18 protein-coding genes and 5 tRNA genes are annotated in these 17812 nt (G+C 61.2%); 14 read left to right on the top strand and 9 right to left on the bottom strand.

Annotated features, from left to right (window positions below):
- Window positions 1-309: 309 nt before the first annotated feature.
- Window positions 310-1056: a phosphate signaling complex protein PhoU gene (gene phoU / locus ACTU46_RS10300; protein ID WP_443381571.1), complete on the bottom strand. Its 747-nt coding sequence runs from the start codon at window positions 1054-1056 to the stop codon at window positions 310-312.
- Between the two features lie 128 nt (window positions 1057-1184).
- On the bottom strand, window positions 1185-2330 hold the full coding sequence (dusB, locus tag ACTU46_RS10295) for a tRNA dihydrouridine synthase DusB (protein WP_443381569.1): 1146 nt from the start codon (window positions 2328-2330) through the stop codon (window positions 1185-1187).
- A 272-nt stretch (window positions 2331-2602) separates the two neighbouring features.
- On the opposite strand from dusB, the gene ACTU46_RS10290 reads away from it, so the two are divergent.
- Entirely contained in the window at window positions 2603-4111 is a 1509-nt protein-coding gene (locus ACTU46_RS10290; RefSeq protein ID WP_443381567.1) for an acetyl-CoA hydrolase/transferase family protein, read from the top strand.
- 178 nt (window positions 4112-4289) lie between these two features.
- Window positions 4290-4365 (top strand) — tRNA-Lys (locus tag ACTU46_RS10285).
- A gap of 206 nt (window positions 4366-4571) precedes the next feature.
- On the opposite strand, the gene ACTU46_RS10280 is transcribed toward ACTU46_RS10285, so the two are convergent.
- The gene (locus ACTU46_RS10280; protein WP_443381565.1) at window positions 4572-5696 is read right to left on the bottom strand and encodes a methyltransferase; all 1125 of its coding nucleotides are present in this window, start codon (window positions 5694-5696) and stop codon (window positions 4572-4574) included.
- 332 nt (window positions 5697-6028) lie between these two features.
- Between ACTU46_RS10280 and panD the strand changes: the two genes are divergently transcribed.
- Both panD and ACTU46_RS10270 read left to right on the top strand, forming a co-directional pair.
- The gene (gene panD / locus ACTU46_RS10275) at window positions 6029-6451 is read left to right on the top strand and encodes an aspartate 1-decarboxylase (protein WP_443381563.1); all 423 of its coding nucleotides are present in this window, start codon (window positions 6029-6031) and stop codon (window positions 6449-6451) included.
- A complete protein-coding gene (locus tag ACTU46_RS10270) occupies window positions 6448-7251 on the top strand; it encodes an ABC transporter ATP-binding protein (RefSeq protein WP_443381561.1) in 804 nt (267 codons plus the stop codon). The genes panD and ACTU46_RS10270 overlap by 4 nt, the downstream gene beginning before the upstream one ends.
- A 71-nt stretch (window positions 7252-7322) precedes the next feature.
- On the opposite strand, the gene ACTU46_RS10265 is transcribed toward ACTU46_RS10270, so the two are convergent.
- From ACTU46_RS10265 to ACTU46_RS10255, 3 genes are all read right to left on the bottom strand, one after another.
- Window positions 7323-7526, bottom strand: a complete 204-nt coding sequence (locus ACTU46_RS10265; RefSeq protein ID WP_443381559.1) for an Rv0909 family putative TA system antitoxin — start codon at window positions 7524-7526, stop codon at window positions 7323-7325.
- Window positions 7527-7717: 191 nt separating this feature from the next.
- Window positions 7718-7897, bottom strand: coding sequence for an Rv0909 family putative TA system antitoxin (locus ACTU46_RS10260; RefSeq protein ID WP_443381557.1), 180 nt, complete (start codon window positions 7895-7897; stop codon window positions 7718-7720).
- 117 nt (window positions 7898-8014) lie between these two features.
- Window positions 8015-8395 carry a metal-sensitive transcriptional regulator gene (locus tag ACTU46_RS10255; protein ID WP_443381555.1) on the bottom strand — a complete coding sequence of 127 codons (381 nt, stop codon included), beginning with the start codon at window positions 8393-8395 and terminating at the stop codon, window positions 8015-8017.
- Window positions 8396-8616: 221 nt separating this feature from the next.
- On the opposite strand from ACTU46_RS10255, the gene ACTU46_RS10250 reads away from it, so the two are divergent.
- The 5 genes from ACTU46_RS10250 to ACTU46_RS10230 all read left to right on the top strand — a co-directional run bounded on the left by ACTU46_RS10250 (window position 8617) and on the right by ACTU46_RS10230 (window position 9797).
- Window positions 8617-8689: transfer RNA gene (locus ACTU46_RS10250), tRNA-Glu, on the top strand.
- Window positions 8690-8729: 40 nt separating this feature from the next.
- A tRNA-Asp gene (locus ACTU46_RS10245) sits at window positions 8730-8806 on the top strand.
- Window positions 8807-9171: 365 nt separating this feature from the next.
- Window positions 9172-9245: transfer RNA gene (locus ACTU46_RS10240), tRNA-Asp, on the top strand.
- A gap of 27 nt (window positions 9246-9272) precedes the next feature.
- Window positions 9273-9345 (top strand) — tRNA-Phe (locus ACTU46_RS10235).
- Between the two features lie 161 nt (window positions 9346-9506).
- Window positions 9507-9797: a GNAT family N-acetyltransferase gene (locus ACTU46_RS10230; RefSeq protein WP_443381553.1), complete on the top strand. Its 291-nt coding sequence runs from the start codon at window positions 9507-9509 to the stop codon at window positions 9795-9797.
- Window positions 9798-9839: 42 nt separating this feature from the next.
- Here the strand turns inward: ACTU46_RS10230 and ACTU46_RS10225 are convergent, their stop codons facing one another.
- Window positions 9840-11048 (bottom strand): sensor histidine kinase, encoded by a 1209-nt coding sequence (locus ACTU46_RS10225; RefSeq protein ID WP_443381551.1) that lies wholly within the window; start codon window positions 11046-11048, stop codon window positions 9840-9842.
- A gap of 150 nt (window positions 11049-11198) precedes the next feature.
- On the opposite strand from ACTU46_RS10225, the gene ACTU46_RS10220 reads away from it, so the two are divergent.
- From ACTU46_RS10220 to ACTU46_RS10210, 3 genes are read left to right on the top strand one after another with little or no spacing between them, the layout of a single operon-like run.
- Window positions 11199-11705, top strand: a complete 507-nt coding sequence (locus ACTU46_RS10220) for a hypothetical protein (RefSeq protein WP_443381549.1) — start codon at window positions 11199-11201, stop codon at window positions 11703-11705.
- Complete coding sequence (locus ACTU46_RS10215) at window positions 11693-12499, top strand: alpha/beta-hydrolase family protein (RefSeq protein ID WP_443381547.1); 807 nt, start codon at window positions 11693-11695, stop codon at window positions 12497-12499. Before ACTU46_RS10220 ends, ACTU46_RS10215 begins: the two co-directional genes overlap by 13 nt.
- Entirely contained in the window at window positions 12496-13149 is a 654-nt protein-coding gene (locus tag ACTU46_RS10210; protein WP_443381545.1) for a response regulator, read from the top strand. The genes ACTU46_RS10215 and ACTU46_RS10210 overlap by 4 nt, the downstream gene beginning before the upstream one ends.
- Window positions 13150-13243: 94 nt before the next feature.
- On the opposite strand, the gene epsC is transcribed toward ACTU46_RS10210, so the two are convergent.
- Complete coding sequence (gene epsC, locus ACTU46_RS10205) at window positions 13244-13813, bottom strand: serine O-acetyltransferase EpsC (RefSeq protein ID WP_443381543.1); 570 nt, start codon at window positions 13811-13813, stop codon at window positions 13244-13246.
- A gap of 187 nt (window positions 13814-14000) precedes the next feature.
- On the bottom strand, window positions 14001-14936 hold the full coding sequence (cysK, locus tag ACTU46_RS10200; protein ID WP_443381541.1) for a cysteine synthase A: 936 nt from the start codon (window positions 14934-14936) through the stop codon (window positions 14001-14003).
- Window positions 14937-15487: 551 nt separating this feature from the next.
- Between cysK and ramA the strand changes: the two genes are divergently transcribed.
- On the top strand, window positions 15488-16315 hold the full coding sequence (gene ramA, locus ACTU46_RS10195; RefSeq protein ID WP_443381539.1) for an acetate metabolism transcriptional regulator RamA: 828 nt from the start codon (window positions 15488-15490) through the stop codon (window positions 16313-16315).
- A 100-nt stretch (window positions 16316-16415) separates the two neighbouring features.
- Window positions 16416-17672 (top strand): UDP-N-acetylglucosamine 1-carboxyvinyltransferase, encoded by a 1257-nt coding sequence (gene murA, locus ACTU46_RS10190; RefSeq protein WP_443381537.1) that lies wholly within the window; start codon window positions 16416-16418, stop codon window positions 17670-17672.
- The last annotated feature ends 140 nt before the right edge of the window (window positions 17673-17812 follow it).

Genomic DNA, 17812 nt, shown 5'->3' with positions numbered 1-17812 from the left:
GTTCCCTCGAGAGGTTCTCTCCGAAGGAGAGGGGGGGGCGGGGGGCAGGGGCGGTGTTTGTTCCTGGGCCCCACGGCCTTATTTTTGTACGGTCCTCCGGGGGTTCCTCAGGGACGCGCCGTTGCGGGGGAGGGGTGTGTGCGGGACGGAGGATACCTCGACGTCGAGAAGCGTCGCTGAGGCCCTGTGGGGTGAGGCTGAGCCTCGTCCCACAACCCGTTGAGCGCCCCTTCACCGCGGGCTCAGCCTTAGAACTCGCCGGGGACGTGAAAACGCAGGAACCCCGGCCAAGCGGCCGAGACCCGAATGCTACTGCGGCGGGTTATCCCGGCGGTAGAACTGACGCTCCAACTGTTTGAAACGTGCCTGAATATCGGCATCTTCCTCATCGCGTTGGCGCTTCGCCAGATACTCTTCCGGCATGAGACCAGTGGTCAGGTACACGATGCGGCCAGCGACATTCACACAGTGGTCCGCATAGCGCTCGTAGAAGCGGCTTGCCATCGCGGTATCCACCGCCTGGCGGGTGGAGTGCGGCCACTCGCGCTGGGTCAGCAAGGTCAGAAGGTGATCATTGAGATCATCGACAGCATCATCCTCCTCCGACAGCACCAGCGCGATATCGGGGTCAGGTGAGATGAGGAGATCTCGGGTTTTTTCTGCCATGTCCCTGGTCAGTCGGGCGTACTCCTCGAAATAGCCGAGCAGGGGACTGGGGATGGCGAGTTCGGGATGCCGGCGGCGGGCGGAGCTGGCGAGGTGCATGGCTAAGGCCGCCATGCGGCTGAAATCCTCGACAATGTAGATGGAGGAGATGACCTGGCGCAGATCGCGGGCTACCGGACCTTCAAGCGCGAGCAACTGAACGGCCCGCTCATCGCAGCGGACGCGGATCTCCTCCAATTCTTCGCTCATGGAAAGAGCGTTCTCGGAGGACTCAAGTGAACCACGCAGGAGCGCATCAGAGGCTTGGGACATGATGCCCTGAACCACGTCGCACATGACGATAAGGTCATGTGCGAAGGCATCGAGGTGCTCACGGTAGGCGGTACGCATGCCGCCAACTATAGGGATTTTCCTCAGAGTACGCTTGATTGTTGAGCTCGAAAATCCCGATTTCGGAGCACAACCCGAGAGCGATGCCGCCTCAAGGTGAGCATTCCCGGGCGTCATGGTGGGCGGAGTTAACCGCCGGAGTTCATCAGATCTGCGCCGACCGGAACGGTCTCATCCTCGGGGTCGTCGAGCCAGCCATCGGGGAGGGTGACCTTGGAGGGCGAACCCTGACGGCCGCGGGAACCCTCGGCATCCACGGCCATGGACTCGGAATCCGCCCAGGGGGCCATCGCCTCACGAAGTTCCGCCAGGGAACTAACCCGGGTGAGGTTGGAACGCAGTTCACCGCCCACCGGGAAGCCACGGAGATACCAGGCCATGTGCTTGCGTAGATCGCGGCAGGCGCGCTCCTCGCCGTCATGGGCTGCCAGCAGTTCCGCATGGCGATAGACGATCCGGGTGACCTCGCCCAAGGTCGGCTCGGCAGGGATCTCCTCACCGCGCAGCGCCGCCGAGAGCTCCGCGAAAAGCCACGGGCGACCCAGGCAACCGCGGCCGACCTGGACGCCGTCGCAGCCGGTCTGCTCCATCATGCGGAGCGCGTCCTCAGCGGCGAAGATATCTCCATTGCCGAGCACCGGTACCCCCGAGTCGGAGAGGTGTTCCTTCAACCGGGTGATTTCATTCCAATTCGCTTCACCGGAGTAGCGGTCGGCGGCGGTGCGGGCATGCAGGGTCACCGCTGCGGCACCTTCCTCGACGGCGATGCGGCCGGCGTCGAGGTGCGTGTGATGCTCATCGTCAATGCCGATACGAAACTTCACGGTCACCGGGACATCGCTGCCTGCGGTGGCCCGGACAGCAGCGGCGACGATATTGCCGTAGAGGCGGCGCTTATAAGGAAGCGCGGAACCGCCGCCTCGACGGGTCACCTTCGGGACCGGGCAGCCGAAGTTCATGTCGATATGATCCGCCAGGTTCTCATCGACGATCATCTTTGCGGCCTCGTAGGTGTACTTCGGGTCCGTGGTGTAGAGCTGCACACTCCGGGGGTCCTCCTCCGGGGCGAAGGACATCATGTGCAGGGTCTTCTCATTGCGCTCGACCAGGGCACGGGCGGTAATCATCTCGCAGACATAGAGACCAGCGACCGTGCCGGTCCGTTGGATCTCCTGCTCACGACACAGCGTGCGGAAGGCGACATTGGTCACCCCGGCCATCGGGGCAAGGATGACAGGGGAGTTGAGGGAAAGAGAACCGATCTTGAGAGTCACCACCCCATTGTCCTACCTCCATACCCTCTGGCCAAACCCGTTTCCAGAAGTTGGATTGTGTGCTTGGTCGGCTCTCGGCAGAATGTGCCCTCTGGCACAGTGGGAATCGGAATCCGCTAATGTTGGGAACGCAACCAAAGTACGGCACTCAGGGTATTCATCGCACTCCATGAGGAAGTGGGATCTGCCCTGGAGCAGCCGTGGAACCGAAAAACCGGACCGCTCCACCAGAGCTGAGCTGTGGCGGAGGGGTTCTTTATCAGGAGGATTACATGTCCGCGAGGATCGCCAACGCAGCACTGGCTGCAAAGGTCATGTCTGCAGATGAGGCCGCTCAGTTCGTGAACCACGGTGACAAGGTCGGCATGTCCGGCTTTACCGGTGCCGGTTACCCCAAGGCACTGCCCACCGCAATCGCCAACCGCGCAAAGAGCGCCCATGACCAGGGCGCCGAATACACCATCGACCTTTTCACTGGTGCCTCCACCGCCCCGGACTGCGATGGCGTGCTGGCAGAAGCGGACGCAATCCGTTTCCGCATGCCGTACCAGTCCGATCCGATCATGCGCGGCAAGATCAACGAGGGGAAGATGGGTTATTCCGACATCCACCTCTCCCACTCGGGACAGTACGTCGAGAACGGCTTCTTCGGCCAGATGAACGTCGCCGTCATCGAGGTCACCCGCATCACCGAAGACGGCCATCTCATTCCGTCCTCCTCCGTGGGTAACAACCTCGAGTACATGGCCGCCGCTGAGCGCATCATCCTCGAGGTCAACTCCTGGCAGTCCGCTGATCTTGAAGGCATGCACGATATCTGGACCATGCCGAAGCTGCCGAACCGCATCTCCATCCCGATCTCCAAGCCGGGCGACCGCATCGGTCAGAACTACATGGAGATCGATACCTCCAAGGTCGTCGCGATCGTCGAGACCGATGCCCCGGACCGTAACGCACCCTTCAAGCCGGTGGATGAGGTTTCCAAACAGATCGCCGCAAACTTCCTCGACTTCCTCGAGAGTGAAGTTGCTGCCGGTCGCCTGTCCTATGACGGCTACATCATGCAGTCCGGCGTGGGCAACGTCCCCAACGCCGTGATGGCAGGTCTGCTGGACTCCAAGTTCGAGAACATCACGGCCTACACCGAGGTCATCCAGGACGGCATGCTCGATCTTATCGACGCCGGGAAGATGACCGTGGCCTCGGCCACCTCCTTCGCGCTCTCCCCGGAGTACGCGGAGAAGATGAACAATGAGGCCAAGCGCTACCGCGAGTCCATCATCCTGCGCCCGCAGCAGATCTCCAACCACCCGGAGGTCATCCGCCGCGTGGGCCTGATCGCCACCAACGGTCTGATCGAAGCCGATATCTACGGCAACGTGAACTCCACCAACGTGTCCGGTTCCCGGGTCATGAACGGTATCGGCGGCTCCGGTGACTTCACCCGCAATGCCTATATCTCCTCCTTCATCACCCCCTCAGTGGCCAAGGGTGGCGCAATCTCCGCGATTGTTCCCTTCGCCTCCCACACCGACCACACCGAGCACGATGTCATGGTCATCATCTCCGAGTACGGCTATGCCGATCTGCGCGGTCTGGCTCCGCGTGAGCGCGTGGCCAAGATGATCGCGTTGGCTCACCCGGATTACCGTCCGCTGCTCGAGGAGTACTACTCCCGGGCAACCACCGGTGACAACAAGTTCATGCAGACCCCGCATGACCTGGCCACCGCCTTCGAGTTCCACACCAACCTGGCAAAGAACGGCTCCATGAAGAGCTAGTTCCGCCTCGAAGTTTCCACCCGGTTCATTGGGGGAATCTGCATCAGAAGCCCGCTGTTCCCACCCCTGGGACGTGGGCTTTTGGTGTATCTGGCCTTTAAATGGGGGCCTGGTTTCGTGCTCCGGTACCCGAGGCACTAAGCTTGGATGGCGTTGCATGCGTCATTGTGTGCAACGTGGGCCTATAGCTCAGTTGGTAGAGCTACGGACTTTTAATCCGCAGGTCCCGGGTTCGAGTCCCGGTGGGCCCACCATCAAGGTCGTTCTTCACACTGGGGATACTCCCGGTTTGAGACCTGTAGACAGCGGTCCGTCATTCGTGGCGGGCCGCTGTTTTGTACTTTGGCGGTTACTTTGGGTTGAAGAACACTCGATTGAGACCTTAAGTCCTGGTGGCGTCGGTGTTGATCCGGCTGCAGGATTAGAGGGCAGGATCAGAGGGTGCTCACCCCGACCCCACCTACCTTTTTGTCTGCAGCCGCCACAGTGAGGTGACTTCCCGCGAGCGTGCGGCATGCAAAATATCGGAGCTGTCCTTAGCCCGCCCATGGGTGGGCGTGGTGTCGAGCCGGTCAATCACCTGCAGCCCCGCCCGGTCAATGGCGTCCAGCAGCAGCTGTCGGCTGCGCAGGCCCAGCAGCTCGGCCAGATCGGAGAGGATGAGCCAGCCTTCCCCATCAGCAGTGAGGTGGTGCGGTAGCCCTTCCAGGAATTGCAACAGCATCTTGCTGCCGGGATCATAGACCGCCGCATCGAGAGTGGTCGGCGCACTGCCCGGCAACCATGGGGGGTTGCAGATAATCAACGGCGCCCTTCCTACCGGGAACATGCTGGTCAGTTGAGCCTGGGCTGCTTCGCTGATTCCCAGGCGGGCGAAGTTGTCATTTGCGCAGTCCACGGCGCGTTGGTGGAGATCTGTGCCCACCACCTTTTTCATGCCACGGTTCACGAGCACAGCGGCCAACACACCGGTGCCGGTGCCGATATCGAACGCCAGGGCCTGGTTGTTCAGCGGTGCCTGGGCCACGAGGTCAACGTACTCGTGGCGGGTGGGCAGGAACGTTCCGTAGTGCGGATGAATCTTGGCACCCAGGCTGGGAACGTCCACGCCGTTGAGGAACCACTGATAGGCGCTGAGCACCCCGGTGAGTTCCTGCAGGCTCACCACGGCGTCACCTTCCGCGAAGCCCGATTGCGGACCGTAGCCAAACTCCACCGCCGGACCAACCTGCGGAGCCCGAGGTAGCGGTAGTACGGCCGAATCTCCCGCTCCGTCGAAGGCGAGCGGCACCAGAATCAGGGACATCATCCGTGAGCGCTGTGCCCGGGCCTGGCGGATCCGGTAGAACTCATCCGCATCGCTCATGGGAGGCCGTGCAGCGGTCTTCTTGCCACCCTTGTCCAGGCGTCGGTCAATCGCGCTCAGAATCTGTTTTGCATTGTGAAAATCGCCCAGCCACAGCATTGCGGTGCCCTGGGAGGCATATTTTACTGCCTGATCCGCGGTGAGTCGGTCATCTACCGCGACTAGTTTCTTGGGTGCCGGGCGGTCATTGGTGGACCACCACCTGGCGGACTCAGTCACCCCGGCATATTCCCAGGTCAGCAGCGGAGCCTCCGCAATCGGTTCCTGAGTGATGGGACATCAACCTCGTTCGTTTGACGGTGCTCAACCTGAAAGTAGCCGCGTACGAGCAAACTGACCACGGCATTTGATTGTCAGTATCCTACACTCACCAGGCGTGATACAGCCCTGATCGGCTCTGTTCTGCCGGATGTTCTGCCGGGGGCGGGAGGTGTGGGTGCCCGCCCGAAGGCCGCGGAGCTGCTCGTTGGCGCGAGCGTCGAAAAGCTGTTTTGGGGGTGCAAAGCACCCACGCGATAGAATCCTCCTGAACCGTCTTGAGGGAGAGATGAATGAATCGCACCATGTTCAAGTCCAAAATTCACCGCGCCGCCGTCACCCATGCTGACCTGCACTATGTCGGTTCGGTGACCGTGGATCAGGATCTGCTGGATGCCGCCGATATCCTGCCGGGTGAGCTGGTGTCCATCGTTGATGTGAGCAATGGCGCCCGTCTGGAGACCTACACCATCGCCGGCGAGCGGGGCTCCGGGGTGTTGGGTATCAATGGTGCGGCAGCCCATCTCATTGATATCGGAGACATCGTCATTTTGATCACCTACGCCCAGATGAGCACCGCAGAAGCGCGCGAGTTCCAGCCTGCGGTGGTCCATGTCGACGCGGAGAACCGGATCATCGAACTGGGCACGGATCCTGCGGAGGCCCTGGGGGAGGGGCTGCAGCGCCCGCCATTCGCGCTCGCCAACCACCGATGAGCGGCCAGGTGATCAGACTGGAGGACGTCACCTTCCGCCGCGGCGGCAAAGAGATCCTCCACGGGGTCAGCTTCACCGTGGGGCGTGGCGAACATTGGGCGATGCTCGGGCCCAACGGTGCCGGCAAATCCACCCTCCTCGGTTTCTGCGGCGCCGAGAGCTTTCCGACGACCGGGACGGTCGACGTGCTCGGCCACCGCCTGGGACGGGTGGACATGCCGACGCTGCGACGTCATATCGGCCATGTCAACCCCCGGCACCGTCTGGGGTCCCCGCTGAGTGTCGTGGACGTGGTGCTGACAGGAATTACCGGGACCATCGATACCCCGATGCGCTGGGCACCGACCCCAGATGACCTGGCCCGGGCGCAGGCGCAGATCGAACTGCTCGGTCTGGGAAGTATTGCGGAAGGACGCTGGCCCACCCTCTCGCAGGGAGAGCGCGGGCGGGCCCTGATCGCCCGGGCCCTGGTCGCTGATCCGGCACTGCTGCTTCTCGACGAACCCTCCACCGGGCTCGACGTCGCAGCCCGGGAGCAACTGCTGGAAACCATCGACTCCCTCGGCAGCTCCCACCCGGAATTGACCTCAATCCTGGTGACACATCACCTGGAGGAGCTGCCGGAAAACACCACCCACGCGATGCTCATCTCGGAGGGGATGATCACCGCCGCCGGGCCCGTGGAGGAGGTGCTCAATACCTCGAATATCAGTGCGGCCTTCCACCACCCCATTGCGGTGGAGCGGCGTGAAGGGCGCTGGAGTGCCCGGGCCGCCCGGAAGTCTGGTACACGCGGCTGATCCTTTGCCTGGGAAGCAAAAATACGTCCGGCCCACTGATACTGTGGGCCGGACGTAGGGGAGTTGGAGGACTACTTGTCCGGCGTGGGGTTGTCCTCCGTGGGCTTTGATTTCTCATCGCCGATGCGATCATCGATGAGATTGCGGACCTTGTTGATCTGCTGAGCCTTATCGTGGCCGAGCTTGCTCTTGGCGAGCTGCTCCGCCTTGTCCAACAGGGAATCGGTCTGCTTTTCGTTTCCGAGGAAGGCCTTGGCTTTGTCGAGGAGGCTCATGTCGTACTGCTTTCTGGAGAAGGTGCGATGGCCGCCCTAACCTACCCGGCTCAGCGGGTTAGCGCTTGACATATTCTACCGTCACGGGCGGTGGAGTTGAGGACTTCCGTGGTGGCAGGATGCGACCACAATAAAAAATGCCCGCACCACCGGGCGGCGGAACGGGCACGGGGCCACGAAAGGTGGATCAGTTACTGCTGCTCGGGATTGCCCTCGCCGAGACGATCGTCGGCCTGATCGCGGACCTGGTTGATCTGATCGGCCTTGTCCTCGCCAAGCTTGCCCTTGGCCAGGTCCGCAGCCTTATCGAGGGCAGCATCAGAGTGCTGCTCGTTGTTGAGGGCTTCCTTGGCCTTGTCAAAGATGCTCATGCCACACCACTTTCTGGTTGATCGCTAGGTTCCCATCCACGGGCCGGTGGGACTAATCCCCAACCTAGCGATCAACTGCCTGGACCGCACTGATTTTGTGGAGTCGACTGCAAATTCTCAGGACTTAACCAGACGGCGGATAGCTTTGGTGGCCTCCGCCAGCTTTTCCTCGGCCACCGTCCCGCCCTCTTCGGCGGCATGAGTGACACAATGACCCAGGTGATCCTCTAGGAGTGCCAATGCGACATTCTCCAGGGCTGAGTTCACCGCGCTGATCTGGGTGAGGATATCGATGCAGTACTGATCCTCGTCGATCATGCGGTGGATGCCGCGGGTCTGTCCCTCAATGCGCTTGAGGCGGGCGAGGTACTTTGCCTTTTCCTGAACATAGCCGTGCTGGTGGCCGTTCTCGGTACTGGAGGTGTCGGTTGCTGCATGGGGTGCCTCAAGATCTGGGTTGAGGGTTTCGCTGGTGGAATGAGTCTGCGAAGTGCTCATGCGATCTTCCTTCCGTCTGCCGACCAAGGGCCGAGTGGTGATAACTGCAGCTCACTATACCCTAGGGAGGTATCTCCCGGTAGGGGGTTAATGGTGTTTGGAGCCCTCTGGCAGGGGAGGGGATTATTACTCCCTGAGCTGTGGTTTTGTTCTTCAGGGAACTCTGAAGTATATTTCTACACAGCCAAGTGCAACCAACCCAGGTTGGTTTGTTCCAGCGAGCTCCCATCGTCTAGGGGCCTAGGACACCGCCCTTTCACGGCGGCGACACGGGTTCGAATCCCGTTGGGAGTACGAAGATTTCGCTTCTGTGAGATCTCAATAAAAAGAATATGGCCCTGTGGCGCAGTTGGTTAGCGCGCCGCCCTGTCACGGCGGAGGTCGCGGGTTCAAGTCCCGTCAGGGTCGCCATTCGACAAGGTCCCCACAATCCATTATTGGATTGTGGGGACCTTGCTTTTTGCTGTTGGTCGGCAGATTCGGGGATATGGACTCTTTTTCAGAAGTGTTTTCCTTAATCCGATTCCAGGTGGGATGGCAGGATCCCAGGGAGTGGTCGGGCTTGGGATTACACAGCGAGGTTTGGGGTGAGGGGGCGTGGGGTCGCTCCCTGGGAATTCCTCACTGCGCGGCGCGGAGCTTGCGGTGGTTGCCCTTCGGGGGGTTTGCGGCGAACATCAACGATTATGCGCTTTAGCTGCGGATTTGCTGTTGGTGAACGGCTCTGTGTAAAGTTACATCTCGTTGCAGGGAGCAAGTCCCACAGCAATGTTTAAGGCCCTGTGGCGCAGTTGGTTAGCGCGCCGCCCTGTCACGGCGGAGGTCGCGGGTTCAAGTCCCGTCAGGGTCGCTGAGATTGTTCTCAGTGACAATTTCTGGCCAGATAGCTCAGTCGGTAGAGCGTCCGCCTGAAAAGTGGAAGGTCGCCAGTTCGATCCTGGCTCTGGCCACAGTCAACACCCTCACCTTTTGGTGAGGGTGTTTTCTTATTCCCCGGGGTGGATTCCAGGGCAGCTTATTGTTTAACCTGGGAGCTCGGAATAATTCAGTGACAGTAACGGTTAGCTTGGGCATACTGTTGAGAGACATCCAAAAACTAAGGAGCCCCACTATGTCTGACCCGAAGACCGCATTGAGCTACGACGCAGCTAACTCCCGCTACAACATCGAGGTTGACGGCCAGCCGGCTGGCTTCGCTTCTTTCACTGCTGCTGGCGAGGGCGTTCGGAATTTCAACCACACCGTCATTGACCCCGCTTTCCGCGGGCAGGGCCTGTCCTCCCCGCTGATCCGTTTCGCACTCGATGACACCCGGGAGCAGGGGCTGAAGATCATCCCCGGTTGCTCTGCGGTGGAGCATTTCCTGAACAAGAACGAGGACTACAAGGACCTCGCGGTTTAGAGGATCCCCTTCTAATCTGTTGATTCCCGGCGGGAGAAACTGCTAGGCCCGCTGGCGGAGTGGAACGTCCACGATCACGGTGAATCCGCCGTCAGCTTCAGGGTTGGCGCTAAATGATCCACCCACTGCCCGGGCCCTGGCTCCCATGCCCTGAATCCCGGAGCCACCGCCGGTTTCAGGGACCGGCAGCTCGCCCTCGGAAGCCGCCCCGTTGGCAACCTCAAGCCGAGCCACCTGGCCTGGAGTGCCGGACTCCGCAGCAACGTTCAGTGTGACCAACACCTTGCTCCCCGGGGCATGCCGCATGGCGTTGGACAGTGATTCCTGCAGGATTCGGTGGAGCACGATACCAGCAGTCTCATCTATGTCATGCAGATTGCCCTGAATGCTCCAGGTGATGTCGACCCCTGAGCGTCGGGCGTTGGTCAGCGTCGGCATGATCTGGTTGGCACCGACCGGTGCAGTAGACCCGGTTTCGGAGTCAGTACGCAATACCCCGAGCATGCTACGCACTTCATCGAGAGCCGAGCGGGCAGTATCGGCGATAGCGTCGAACTCCGCGTGGATCGCCGGGGTGACGTTCTGCAGCCGGTAGGGGGCAGACTGTGCCTGGACCACCACCATGGACATCTGGTGAGCGACCACGTCATGCAGGTCGCGGACCAGACGGGTCCGTTCCTCCGCGACGATACGCAGATCCGCCTCTTCTGCAAAGAGCTCAGCTTTCAGTGCCAGTTCCACCGTGGAGGAGGCCAGCTGCCGTCGAGAGGTACGCAACCAACGGATCAACAGAAGGAAGGCACAGAATACGGCGACCCCAACCGCCCAACCGATCCGAGAATCAGCGGAAGGGTTAAACAGCATGAGCGCCATGGACATCCCCACCACCCAGCCGATCTGGCGCAACTGACCGCGGGACAAGACCCAGATCAGCGCGAAAGTCAGCGCAAGGTGGGAGGTCACCGGCCAGCCGAGTTCAAAGCCGGCAGCCGAGCGCAGTGGGACCGCCAGCACACAGGCCACCGAGATGGCGGCCCATGCCCATTCGGGGTATCGGGGGCTGAGGATCAGCGGCAGGGTAGCCAGCGCTGAGAGCAGCGGCCAGAGAATCAACGGTGCGGCGTGGGTTTCGCCGAAGGTCGGCCAGGCCACGCTGAAGAGGATCAGGGCGAGAGCCGTGGTGAAGATGTACTCCCAGTGGGTGAGGATGAAGGTGCGCGCGCCAGGGCGCCGGTTTGTCCGCGTTCTCATGATGCTGACGCTAGGCCAACGGGTGCCGAAACGGATCCCTCTGGAGAGCCATTTTCGCTTGCCCCCAGAGGGGTAGCCCTCCAGAGGGGGCTGAAAGATCACTGTTCCGGGGGATCCCTCCGGGCATCCCGGGACCATAATTTCAAGTGCATGAGAACTTATCGACGCCCCGTTCTGCTCACCCTGGCCGGTATTTTCGCCGTTCTGCCGTTGGCTGCGGCCTCCGGGGTAGAGGCCACGGTCTCTACCCCGGAGGGGAGGGCTGTCACTGCTGCCCGCCAGCTGATCGCGCAGGGCAGTGTCCCCGCGGAATTGGAGGAGCCGCTCGGCTACTTCCCGACCCAGCAGGACGGATTCGCCTTAAAACCTGAGGGGGAGTGTTCCTCTCCGGTGCCTCTTCCGGTTTCCTTTGAGTCGGCTTGTCAGACCCACGACCTAGGCTATGACCTGCTTCGGTTCGCCGAGGCTGAGGGTGAGAAGGTCCCGCCGGGGCTAAGAGAGACGATTGATGAGCAGTTCTTCGGGCGGATCAGCGCAAACTGTGAGAGCTTTAGCTGCCACACGATGGCCACGCTCGCCGCGGTGGGGGTGCAGCTGAACACCTTGCGTCAGGGCGGTGGCGCTCCGGTGGAGGAGGACTGGCCATGGTCACGTTGATTCGCTCGGGTGCGCTCACCCTGCTCGGTGCTGTCCTGGCTTGGTCGCTGACCTGGTGGGCCTTCGACTCCGGGCCACTGTCTTCCTCCCCAGAGCTTGCGCTCACCCAGGCCTCTGAGGTGAGTGCGGTCCGCGTCTACGGCGACCACCGGGGAATCGAGGATGGGGAAGCGGCTCGTCGCACGGTCACAGAGTTGCGGACAGCTGGTGGCTTCGACCGTGAGATCCTGGTGGTCATGCTGCCGACCGGTTCCGGATGGGTTGACCCCGAACAGGTTTCGGCCCTTGAACGATGGGCCGGAGGGGACATCGCCACGGTGTCGATGCGTTACTCTGCCGCCCCCTCTGCGGTGGTCTATCTGCTCAACCCGAACCGTGCCCGGGAGTCCGCCGCAGCCCTGCTCCACGAAGTCGGACAGCACCTGGCACAGCTGCCTGAGTTAGAACGCCCCGCGCTGATTGTGCAGGGCCTGAGCCTCGGGGCTGCCGCCGGGCGTGAGAGTCTTGAAGAACTGGCACTACCGGTACCGGTGGCTGCCAGGCTCTGGCAGGGAGCCCCCGGCGGGGCAGCCCGCCCCGCACCCGTCGACCCCTGCACCGTTTCGGCGATCAATGCCGATGACCCGGTGGCCGCATTGAACCCGGGACTGCTGTGGGACAGGGGAGCAGGGGCCGTCGAGACGCTGTGGGCACTGCCTGGATCTGATTCCCGGGAGCCGGGCAGCGGGCACCGCTACCTGCCGGTGCTCCCACCCGCAGGATGTGTCGCCGTCGTGGATAGACTGGGTGTATGACAGTGACAGTCCTCATCGCTGATGATCAGGCTATGGTGCGCCAGGGTTTTGCGGCGTTGCTCGATGCACAACCCGATATTTCGGTGGTCGGAGACGCCGCAGACGGCGAGGAAGCGGTCCGGGAGGTTAATCGGCTGCACCCCGATGTGGTGTTCATGGACGTACGCATGCCCCACCTCAACGGACTGGAGGCCGCCGTGCAGATTCTGGATGGAAAGCTCTCGCCGGCACCGAGCATCGTCATGCTCACCACCTTCGACCTCGATGACTACGTCTATGAGGCGCTGCGGGTGGGTTGTTCGGGCTTTCTGCTCAAGGATGCCCCAGCGAAGGAACTGATCCGGGCGGTACATGTGGTCGCTGCCGGGGATGCACTGCTCGCACCCACCGTCACCCGGCGGTTGATCTCCGAAGTGGTCATCCGGAAAGCCCGTCCCCGCCATGCACCGAAAATTCTCGAAACGCTCACTCCCCGGGAACGGGAGGTCCTGGAGCAGATCGCCACCGGGAGGTCCAACGCGGAGATCGCGGATGCGCTCTTCGTAGCGGAGGAGACGGTGAAAACTCATGTGGGGCGGGTGCTGCAGAAGCTTTCCCTGCGAGACCGCGCCCAGGTGGTTGTCTTCGCCTACGAGAACGGGGTGGTCTGAACCGGGCCTATAACGTTGAAATCCCCATCCGGCAGCCTTGCTGGCTGGTATGGACGGGGGCGTCGAAAAGCACGGTCATCAGGGGTGTGCGGACTTAAATATTGTAATAGTCAGGGTCGACGAGCTTGATCTTCTCGTCCTTCCCCCGCGGGCGGTTCTTGGCGGGGATACCAGTGGCGATGTGGTCCGTGGGGACGTTCTTGGTCACCACCGCGTTTGCCCCGATTGCGGAACCTGCGCCGATGGTGATCGGGCCGAGGACCTTCGCCCCGGCGCCGACGGTGACATTGTCCTCGAGGGTCGGGTGTCGCTTGGTCTGGGTCAGCACCTGACCTCCCAGGGTCACGCCGTGATAGAGCATGACACCTTCACCGATCTCGGTGGTCTCACCGATGACGATGCCCATCCCGTGATCAATGAAGAATCGGCGGCCAATGGTCGCGCCGGGATGAATTTCAATGCCGGTGAGGAAGCGGGTGCCCTGGGCGAGGATACGTGCCGGCCCCTTCAGGCCGCGGAGCCAGAGCCGGTGGGCGACGCGGTGCGCCCAGATGGCGTGTAGCCCGGAGTAGACGATGGCATTCTCAACGTCACCGCGTGCAGCAGGATCATGCTCCCTGGCGTTGGCAAGATCTTCACGGATGGTCTTCAACACGCTGTACATGACAGGGGAGTTTAGCAGTGGGCACCTCTTCCCGTGGGCCCCTGAGAACAATTAGATTCAGACCCTGTCTTCCCGGCGCTTAACGACGCCGCACCGAACCCGGTACGACAAACGCCCGCCGCACTGGCACAGGGCCAGTGCAACGGGCGTTGCGATGCCGGAGAGGGCTTCCCCAGCGGGATGGAAATTAGTCGCGGATGTCCTCGTAGAGAACAGTGGAGACATAACGCTCGCCGAAGTCGGCGATGACGGTGACGATGGTCTTGCCTTCGTTCTCCGGCAGCTTGGCCAGCTCGAGGGCAGCCTTGACGTTGGCACCGGAGGAGATACCACCCAGGATGCCGTCCTTGACACCCAGCTCACGAGCGACAGCGATGGCATCCTCGTTGGAGACCAGCAATACGTCGTCGAGGATCTTGCGGTCCAGGACCTCCGGGATGAAGTTGGCGCCCAGACCCTGGATCTTGTGCGGGCCAGCCTTGCCGGAGGTCAGCAGCGGGGAAGCCTCGGGCTCGACGGCGTAGATCTTGACGTCCGGCTTGCGCTCCTTGAGGACCTGGCCGACACCGGTGACGGTGCCGCCGGTGCCTACACCTGCAACGAAAATATCGATGTTGCCCTCGGTGTCCGCCCAGATTTCCTCGGCGGTAGTGGCGCGGTGGATGGCCGGGTTGGCCTCGTTCTCGAACTGGCGAGCCAGGATGGCGCCTTCGCGCTCGGCGATGATCTCATCAGCCTTGTCCTTGGCGCCCTGCATACCGGCGGCACCCGGAGTGAGGACGATCTCGGCACCATAAGCGCGGAGCATGACACGGCGCTCGTTGGACATGGTCTCCGGCATGGTCAGCACGACCTTGTAGCCGCGGGCAGCGCCGACGAGGGCCAAGGCGATACCGGTGTTCCCGGAGGTTGCCTCGACGATGGTGCCGCCCGGCTTCAGAGCGCCAGACTCTTCAGCGGCATTGATGATGGCCAGGCCGATGCGGTCCTTCACGCTGTTCGCAGGGTTGAAGGATTCAACCTTGACCAGAATCTCAGCCTTGAGGCCTTCGGTGATCTTGTTCAAGCGAACGAGCGGGGTGTGGCCGATGGTTTCGGTGATGTTGCCGTAGATCTTGCCCATCTTCGGTGGTGCTCCTTAGTTTCCGGGGTGAACTCTCAAACAGAAATCGTTCTGGGCCGCCATTTCCTCAGTCAGGGCCGGAGAGTTCCGACGCGGGACGAACAAGCGGTGTGACCCATCACAGCCATAATACACAAAATAAATAGACAGCACGGTATGATTATGGCAGACCGATTGGATTGTCATGATTTCGCGGGCGATGGCCGGTAAGTGTGGTCTGCCTGGTTCGCGGGTGGGGAGGCGTGGAATCGTTTGCGCTCTCGGACGGGCTCCGGGCGCTATTTGTAATGTCCCTAACATCTGAACCTGTCAAAATCCTGGGAAGAGTGTGGGTTACCCTTGTCATATGTGCCGGTGGGGGCCGCTACCCCCACTATTGGTGTATCTAACAACTAATAAGTTCTTCGATGACCGGTGGTACTCGAGTTTCTATTACCCCCGTTGACGCTATATACTTCACACTTGTTAGTGATTTCAGCTCCCAATGGGGTGTAGCAGTGGTTACACCTGGAAGGGTGTATCGCAGGATGGTAACGGTGGATTCGCAGCGTATGAATGAAGATGAAGAAGCTATCCGGGTGGCATTGACCTCGTTGAAGACCGCGACGGGAATTCCAGTGACGATGTACGCCAGCCTGCTGGCCGATAATCGCCTCCAGATCACCCAATGGGTGGGTCTTCGAACTCCGGCACTTCACAACCTGATTATTGAGCCAGGAGTCGGGGTTGGGGGGCGCGTGGTCTCCACTCGACGCCCCGTCGGTGTCAGTGATTACACCCGCGCGAGCGTGATCAGTCATGAATATGACCGGGCGATACAGGATGAAGGTCTGCACTCGATCGTTGCAGTGCCGGTGATCGTCCAGCGTGAGATTCGTGGTGTCCTCTATGTCGGCGTCCACTCCCCGGTCCGGCTGGGGGATAAGGTCATTGAGGAAGTCACCATGACCGCCCGCTCCCTGGAACAGGATCTGGCCGTCAACTCCGCACTCCGTCGCTCTGAGGGCGGCCGGGCCGGCGTGGGCAAGCAGGGCCGTGTGATGAATGGCGCGGAGTGGGAGCAGGTTCGTTCCACCCACTCCAAGCTCCGCATGCTTGCCAACCGGGTTGATGATGAGTCTCTACGTAAGGAACTCGAGGTCCTCTGTGACCAGATGGTCAGCCCGGTCCGGGTTAAGCAGTCGACGAAGCTCTCCGCCCGTGAACTCGACGTGCTCTCCTGTGTCGCCCTGGGGCACACCAACGTCGAGGCTGCTGAGGAAATGGGTATCGGAGCGGAGACCGTCAAGAGCTATTTGCGCTCGGTGATGCGCAAACTTGGTGCACACACCCGCTATGAAGCAGTCAATGCAGCCCGCCGTATCGGCGCTTTGCCCTGACCTGCAGCTTCAATTGAGGACGGCCCGGAATTTTCCGGGCCGTCCTTCATTATTCTCGGGCTCGCCCGAGTTGGCGCTAAAACCGCTACGCTGAGGAACCGTGAAGGAATCTTTTCTCGTAAAAGGCGGAGCCCGACTACAGGGCTCGGTGAAGGTAGACGGTGCCAAGAACAGCGTTCTCAAACTCATGGCCGCGGCATTGCTGGCAGAGGGGACGACCACTCTGACCAACTGTCCCGAGATTCTCGACGTCCCGTTGATGCAGAAGGTGCTCGAGGGACTCGGCTGTGAGGTGGAGCTGGAAGGCCCCGTCGTGAGCATAACCACGCCCGCGATAATCAAGAGCGATGCCGATTTCGATGCGGTCCGTCAGTTTCGGGCTTCGGTCTGCGTGCTCGGACCGCTGACTGCGCGTTGCGGTAGGGCAGTGGTGGCGCTCCCGGGTGGTGACGCCATCGGCTCCCGCCCGTTGGACATGCATCAATCTGGCCTGGAGAAGCTCGGAGCCCGCACCCGGATCCAGCACGGCGCTGTCGTTGCCGAGGCGGATGAGCTCATCGGCGCCAATATCTCTCTGGACTTCCCCTCGGTCGGAGCCACCGAGAACATTCTCACCGCTGCGGTGCTGGCAAAGGGGACAACTGTCCTGGACAATGCCGCCCGTGAGCCCGAGATCATCGATCTCTGCAACATGCTGAACTCCATGGGTGCTCAGGTGGAGGGTGCTGGAACCAGCACCATCACCATCCAGGGTGTGGAGAAACTCCACCCCACCGAACATGAGGTCATCGGTGACCGCATAGTCGCCGGCACCTGGGCTTACGCTGCTGCCATAACTCAGGGTGACATTACCGTCGGTGGAATCTCGCCTACCTATCTGCACCTCGCACTTGAGAAGCTGAAGATCGCCGGCGCTGAAGTGGAGACCTTTGCCACCGGATTCCGGGTAAGGATGGATCGACGCCCGCAGGCGGTGGACTATCAGACCCTGCCATTCCCGGGTTTCCCCACAGATCTGCAGCCCATGGCAATCGGTATTGCCGCGATTGCTGAAGGCACGAGCGTGATTACCGAGAATGTCTTCGAATCTCGATTCCGCTTCGTTGATGAAATGCTGCGACTCGGTGCCGATGCCACCATCGATGGCCACCATGTGGTTATCCGGGGAATCGAGCAGCTTTCTTCTACTTCAGTATGGAGCTCCGATATTCGTGCCGGTGCTGGCTTGGTCCTCGCAGCATTGGTTGCCGATGATGAGACCGAGGTTCACGATGTCTTCCATATTGACCGTGGCTACCCGCGTTTCGTGGAGAACCTCCGGGCGCTCGGCGCAGATATCCAGCGAGTCACCCATTAACTAGCTACTTTCTGCCGTTTTCCAGGGTTCCAGACTTGAAGGTTTCTGGCTCTGCTGTTGTTTTAGTGCGTTGAGCTGGGGTTTTGGTGTTTAGGTGGGTGGGTGTGTAACTTTATGTGAGTCAGCGAGACCGACAACGC

It is taken from the genome of Corynebacterium sp. A21, from assembly GCF_052266655.1.
GTDB lineage: Bacteria > Actinomycetota > Actinomycetes > Mycobacteriales > Mycobacteriaceae > Corynebacterium.
The sequence above is the reverse complement of the archived record's forward strand: the minus strand, read 5'-3'. Positions and strand labels throughout refer to the sequence as shown.

Coding starts and splice junctions, on each gene's coding strand:
- ACTU46_RS10270 (WP_443381561.1), top strand. CDS start 6,448: ATGAGCGGCCAGGTGATCAGACTGGAGGACGTCACCTTCCGCCGCGGC.
- ACTU46_RS10260 (WP_443381557.1), bottom strand. CDS start 7,897: ATGAGCATCTTTGACAAGGCCAAGGAAGCCCTCAACAACGAGCAGCAC.
- ACTU46_RS10290 (WP_443381567.1), top strand. CDS start 2,603: ATGTCCGCGAGGATCGCCAACGCAGCACTGGCTGCAAAGGTCATGTCT.
- ACTU46_RS10210 (WP_443381545.1), top strand. CDS start 12,496: ATGACAGTGACAGTCCTCATCGCTGATGATCAGGCTATGGTGCGCCAG.
- ACTU46_RS10230 (WP_443381553.1), top strand. CDS start 9,507: ATGTCTGACCCGAAGACCGCATTGAGCTACGACGCAGCTAACTCCCGC.
- ramA (WP_443381539.1), top strand. CDS start 15,488: ATGAATGAAGATGAAGAAGCTATCCGGGTGGCATTGACCTCGTTGAAG.
- ACTU46_RS10225 (WP_443381551.1), bottom strand. CDS start 11,048: ATGAGAACGCGGACAAACCGGCGCCCTGGCGCGCGCACCTTCATCCTC.
- cysK (WP_443381541.1), bottom strand. CDS start 14,936: ATGGGCAAGATCTACGGCAACATCACCGAAACCATCGGCCACACCCCG.
- epsC (WP_443381543.1), bottom strand. CDS start 13,813: ATGTACAGCGTGTTGAAGACCATCCGTGAAGATCTTGCCAACGCCAGG.
- phoU (WP_443381571.1), bottom strand. CDS start 1,056: ATGCGTACCGCCTACCGTGAGCACCTCGATGCCTTCGCACATGACCTT.
- ACTU46_RS10255 (WP_443381555.1), bottom strand. CDS start 8,395: ATGAGCACTTCGCAGACTCATTCCACCAGCGAAACCCTCAACCCAGAT.
- ACTU46_RS10215 (WP_443381547.1), top strand. CDS start 11,693: ATGGTCACGTTGATTCGCTCGGGTGCGCTCACCCTGCTCGGTGCTGTC.
- ACTU46_RS10220 (WP_443381549.1), top strand. CDS start 11,199: ATGAGAACTTATCGACGCCCCGTTCTGCTCACCCTGGCCGGTATTTTC.
- ACTU46_RS10265 (WP_443381559.1), bottom strand. CDS start 7,526: ATGAGCCTCCTCGACAAAGCCAAGGCCTTCCTCGGAAACGAAAAGCAG.
- panD (WP_443381563.1), top strand. CDS start 6,029: ATGAATCGCACCATGTTCAAGTCCAAAATTCACCGCGCCGCCGTCACC.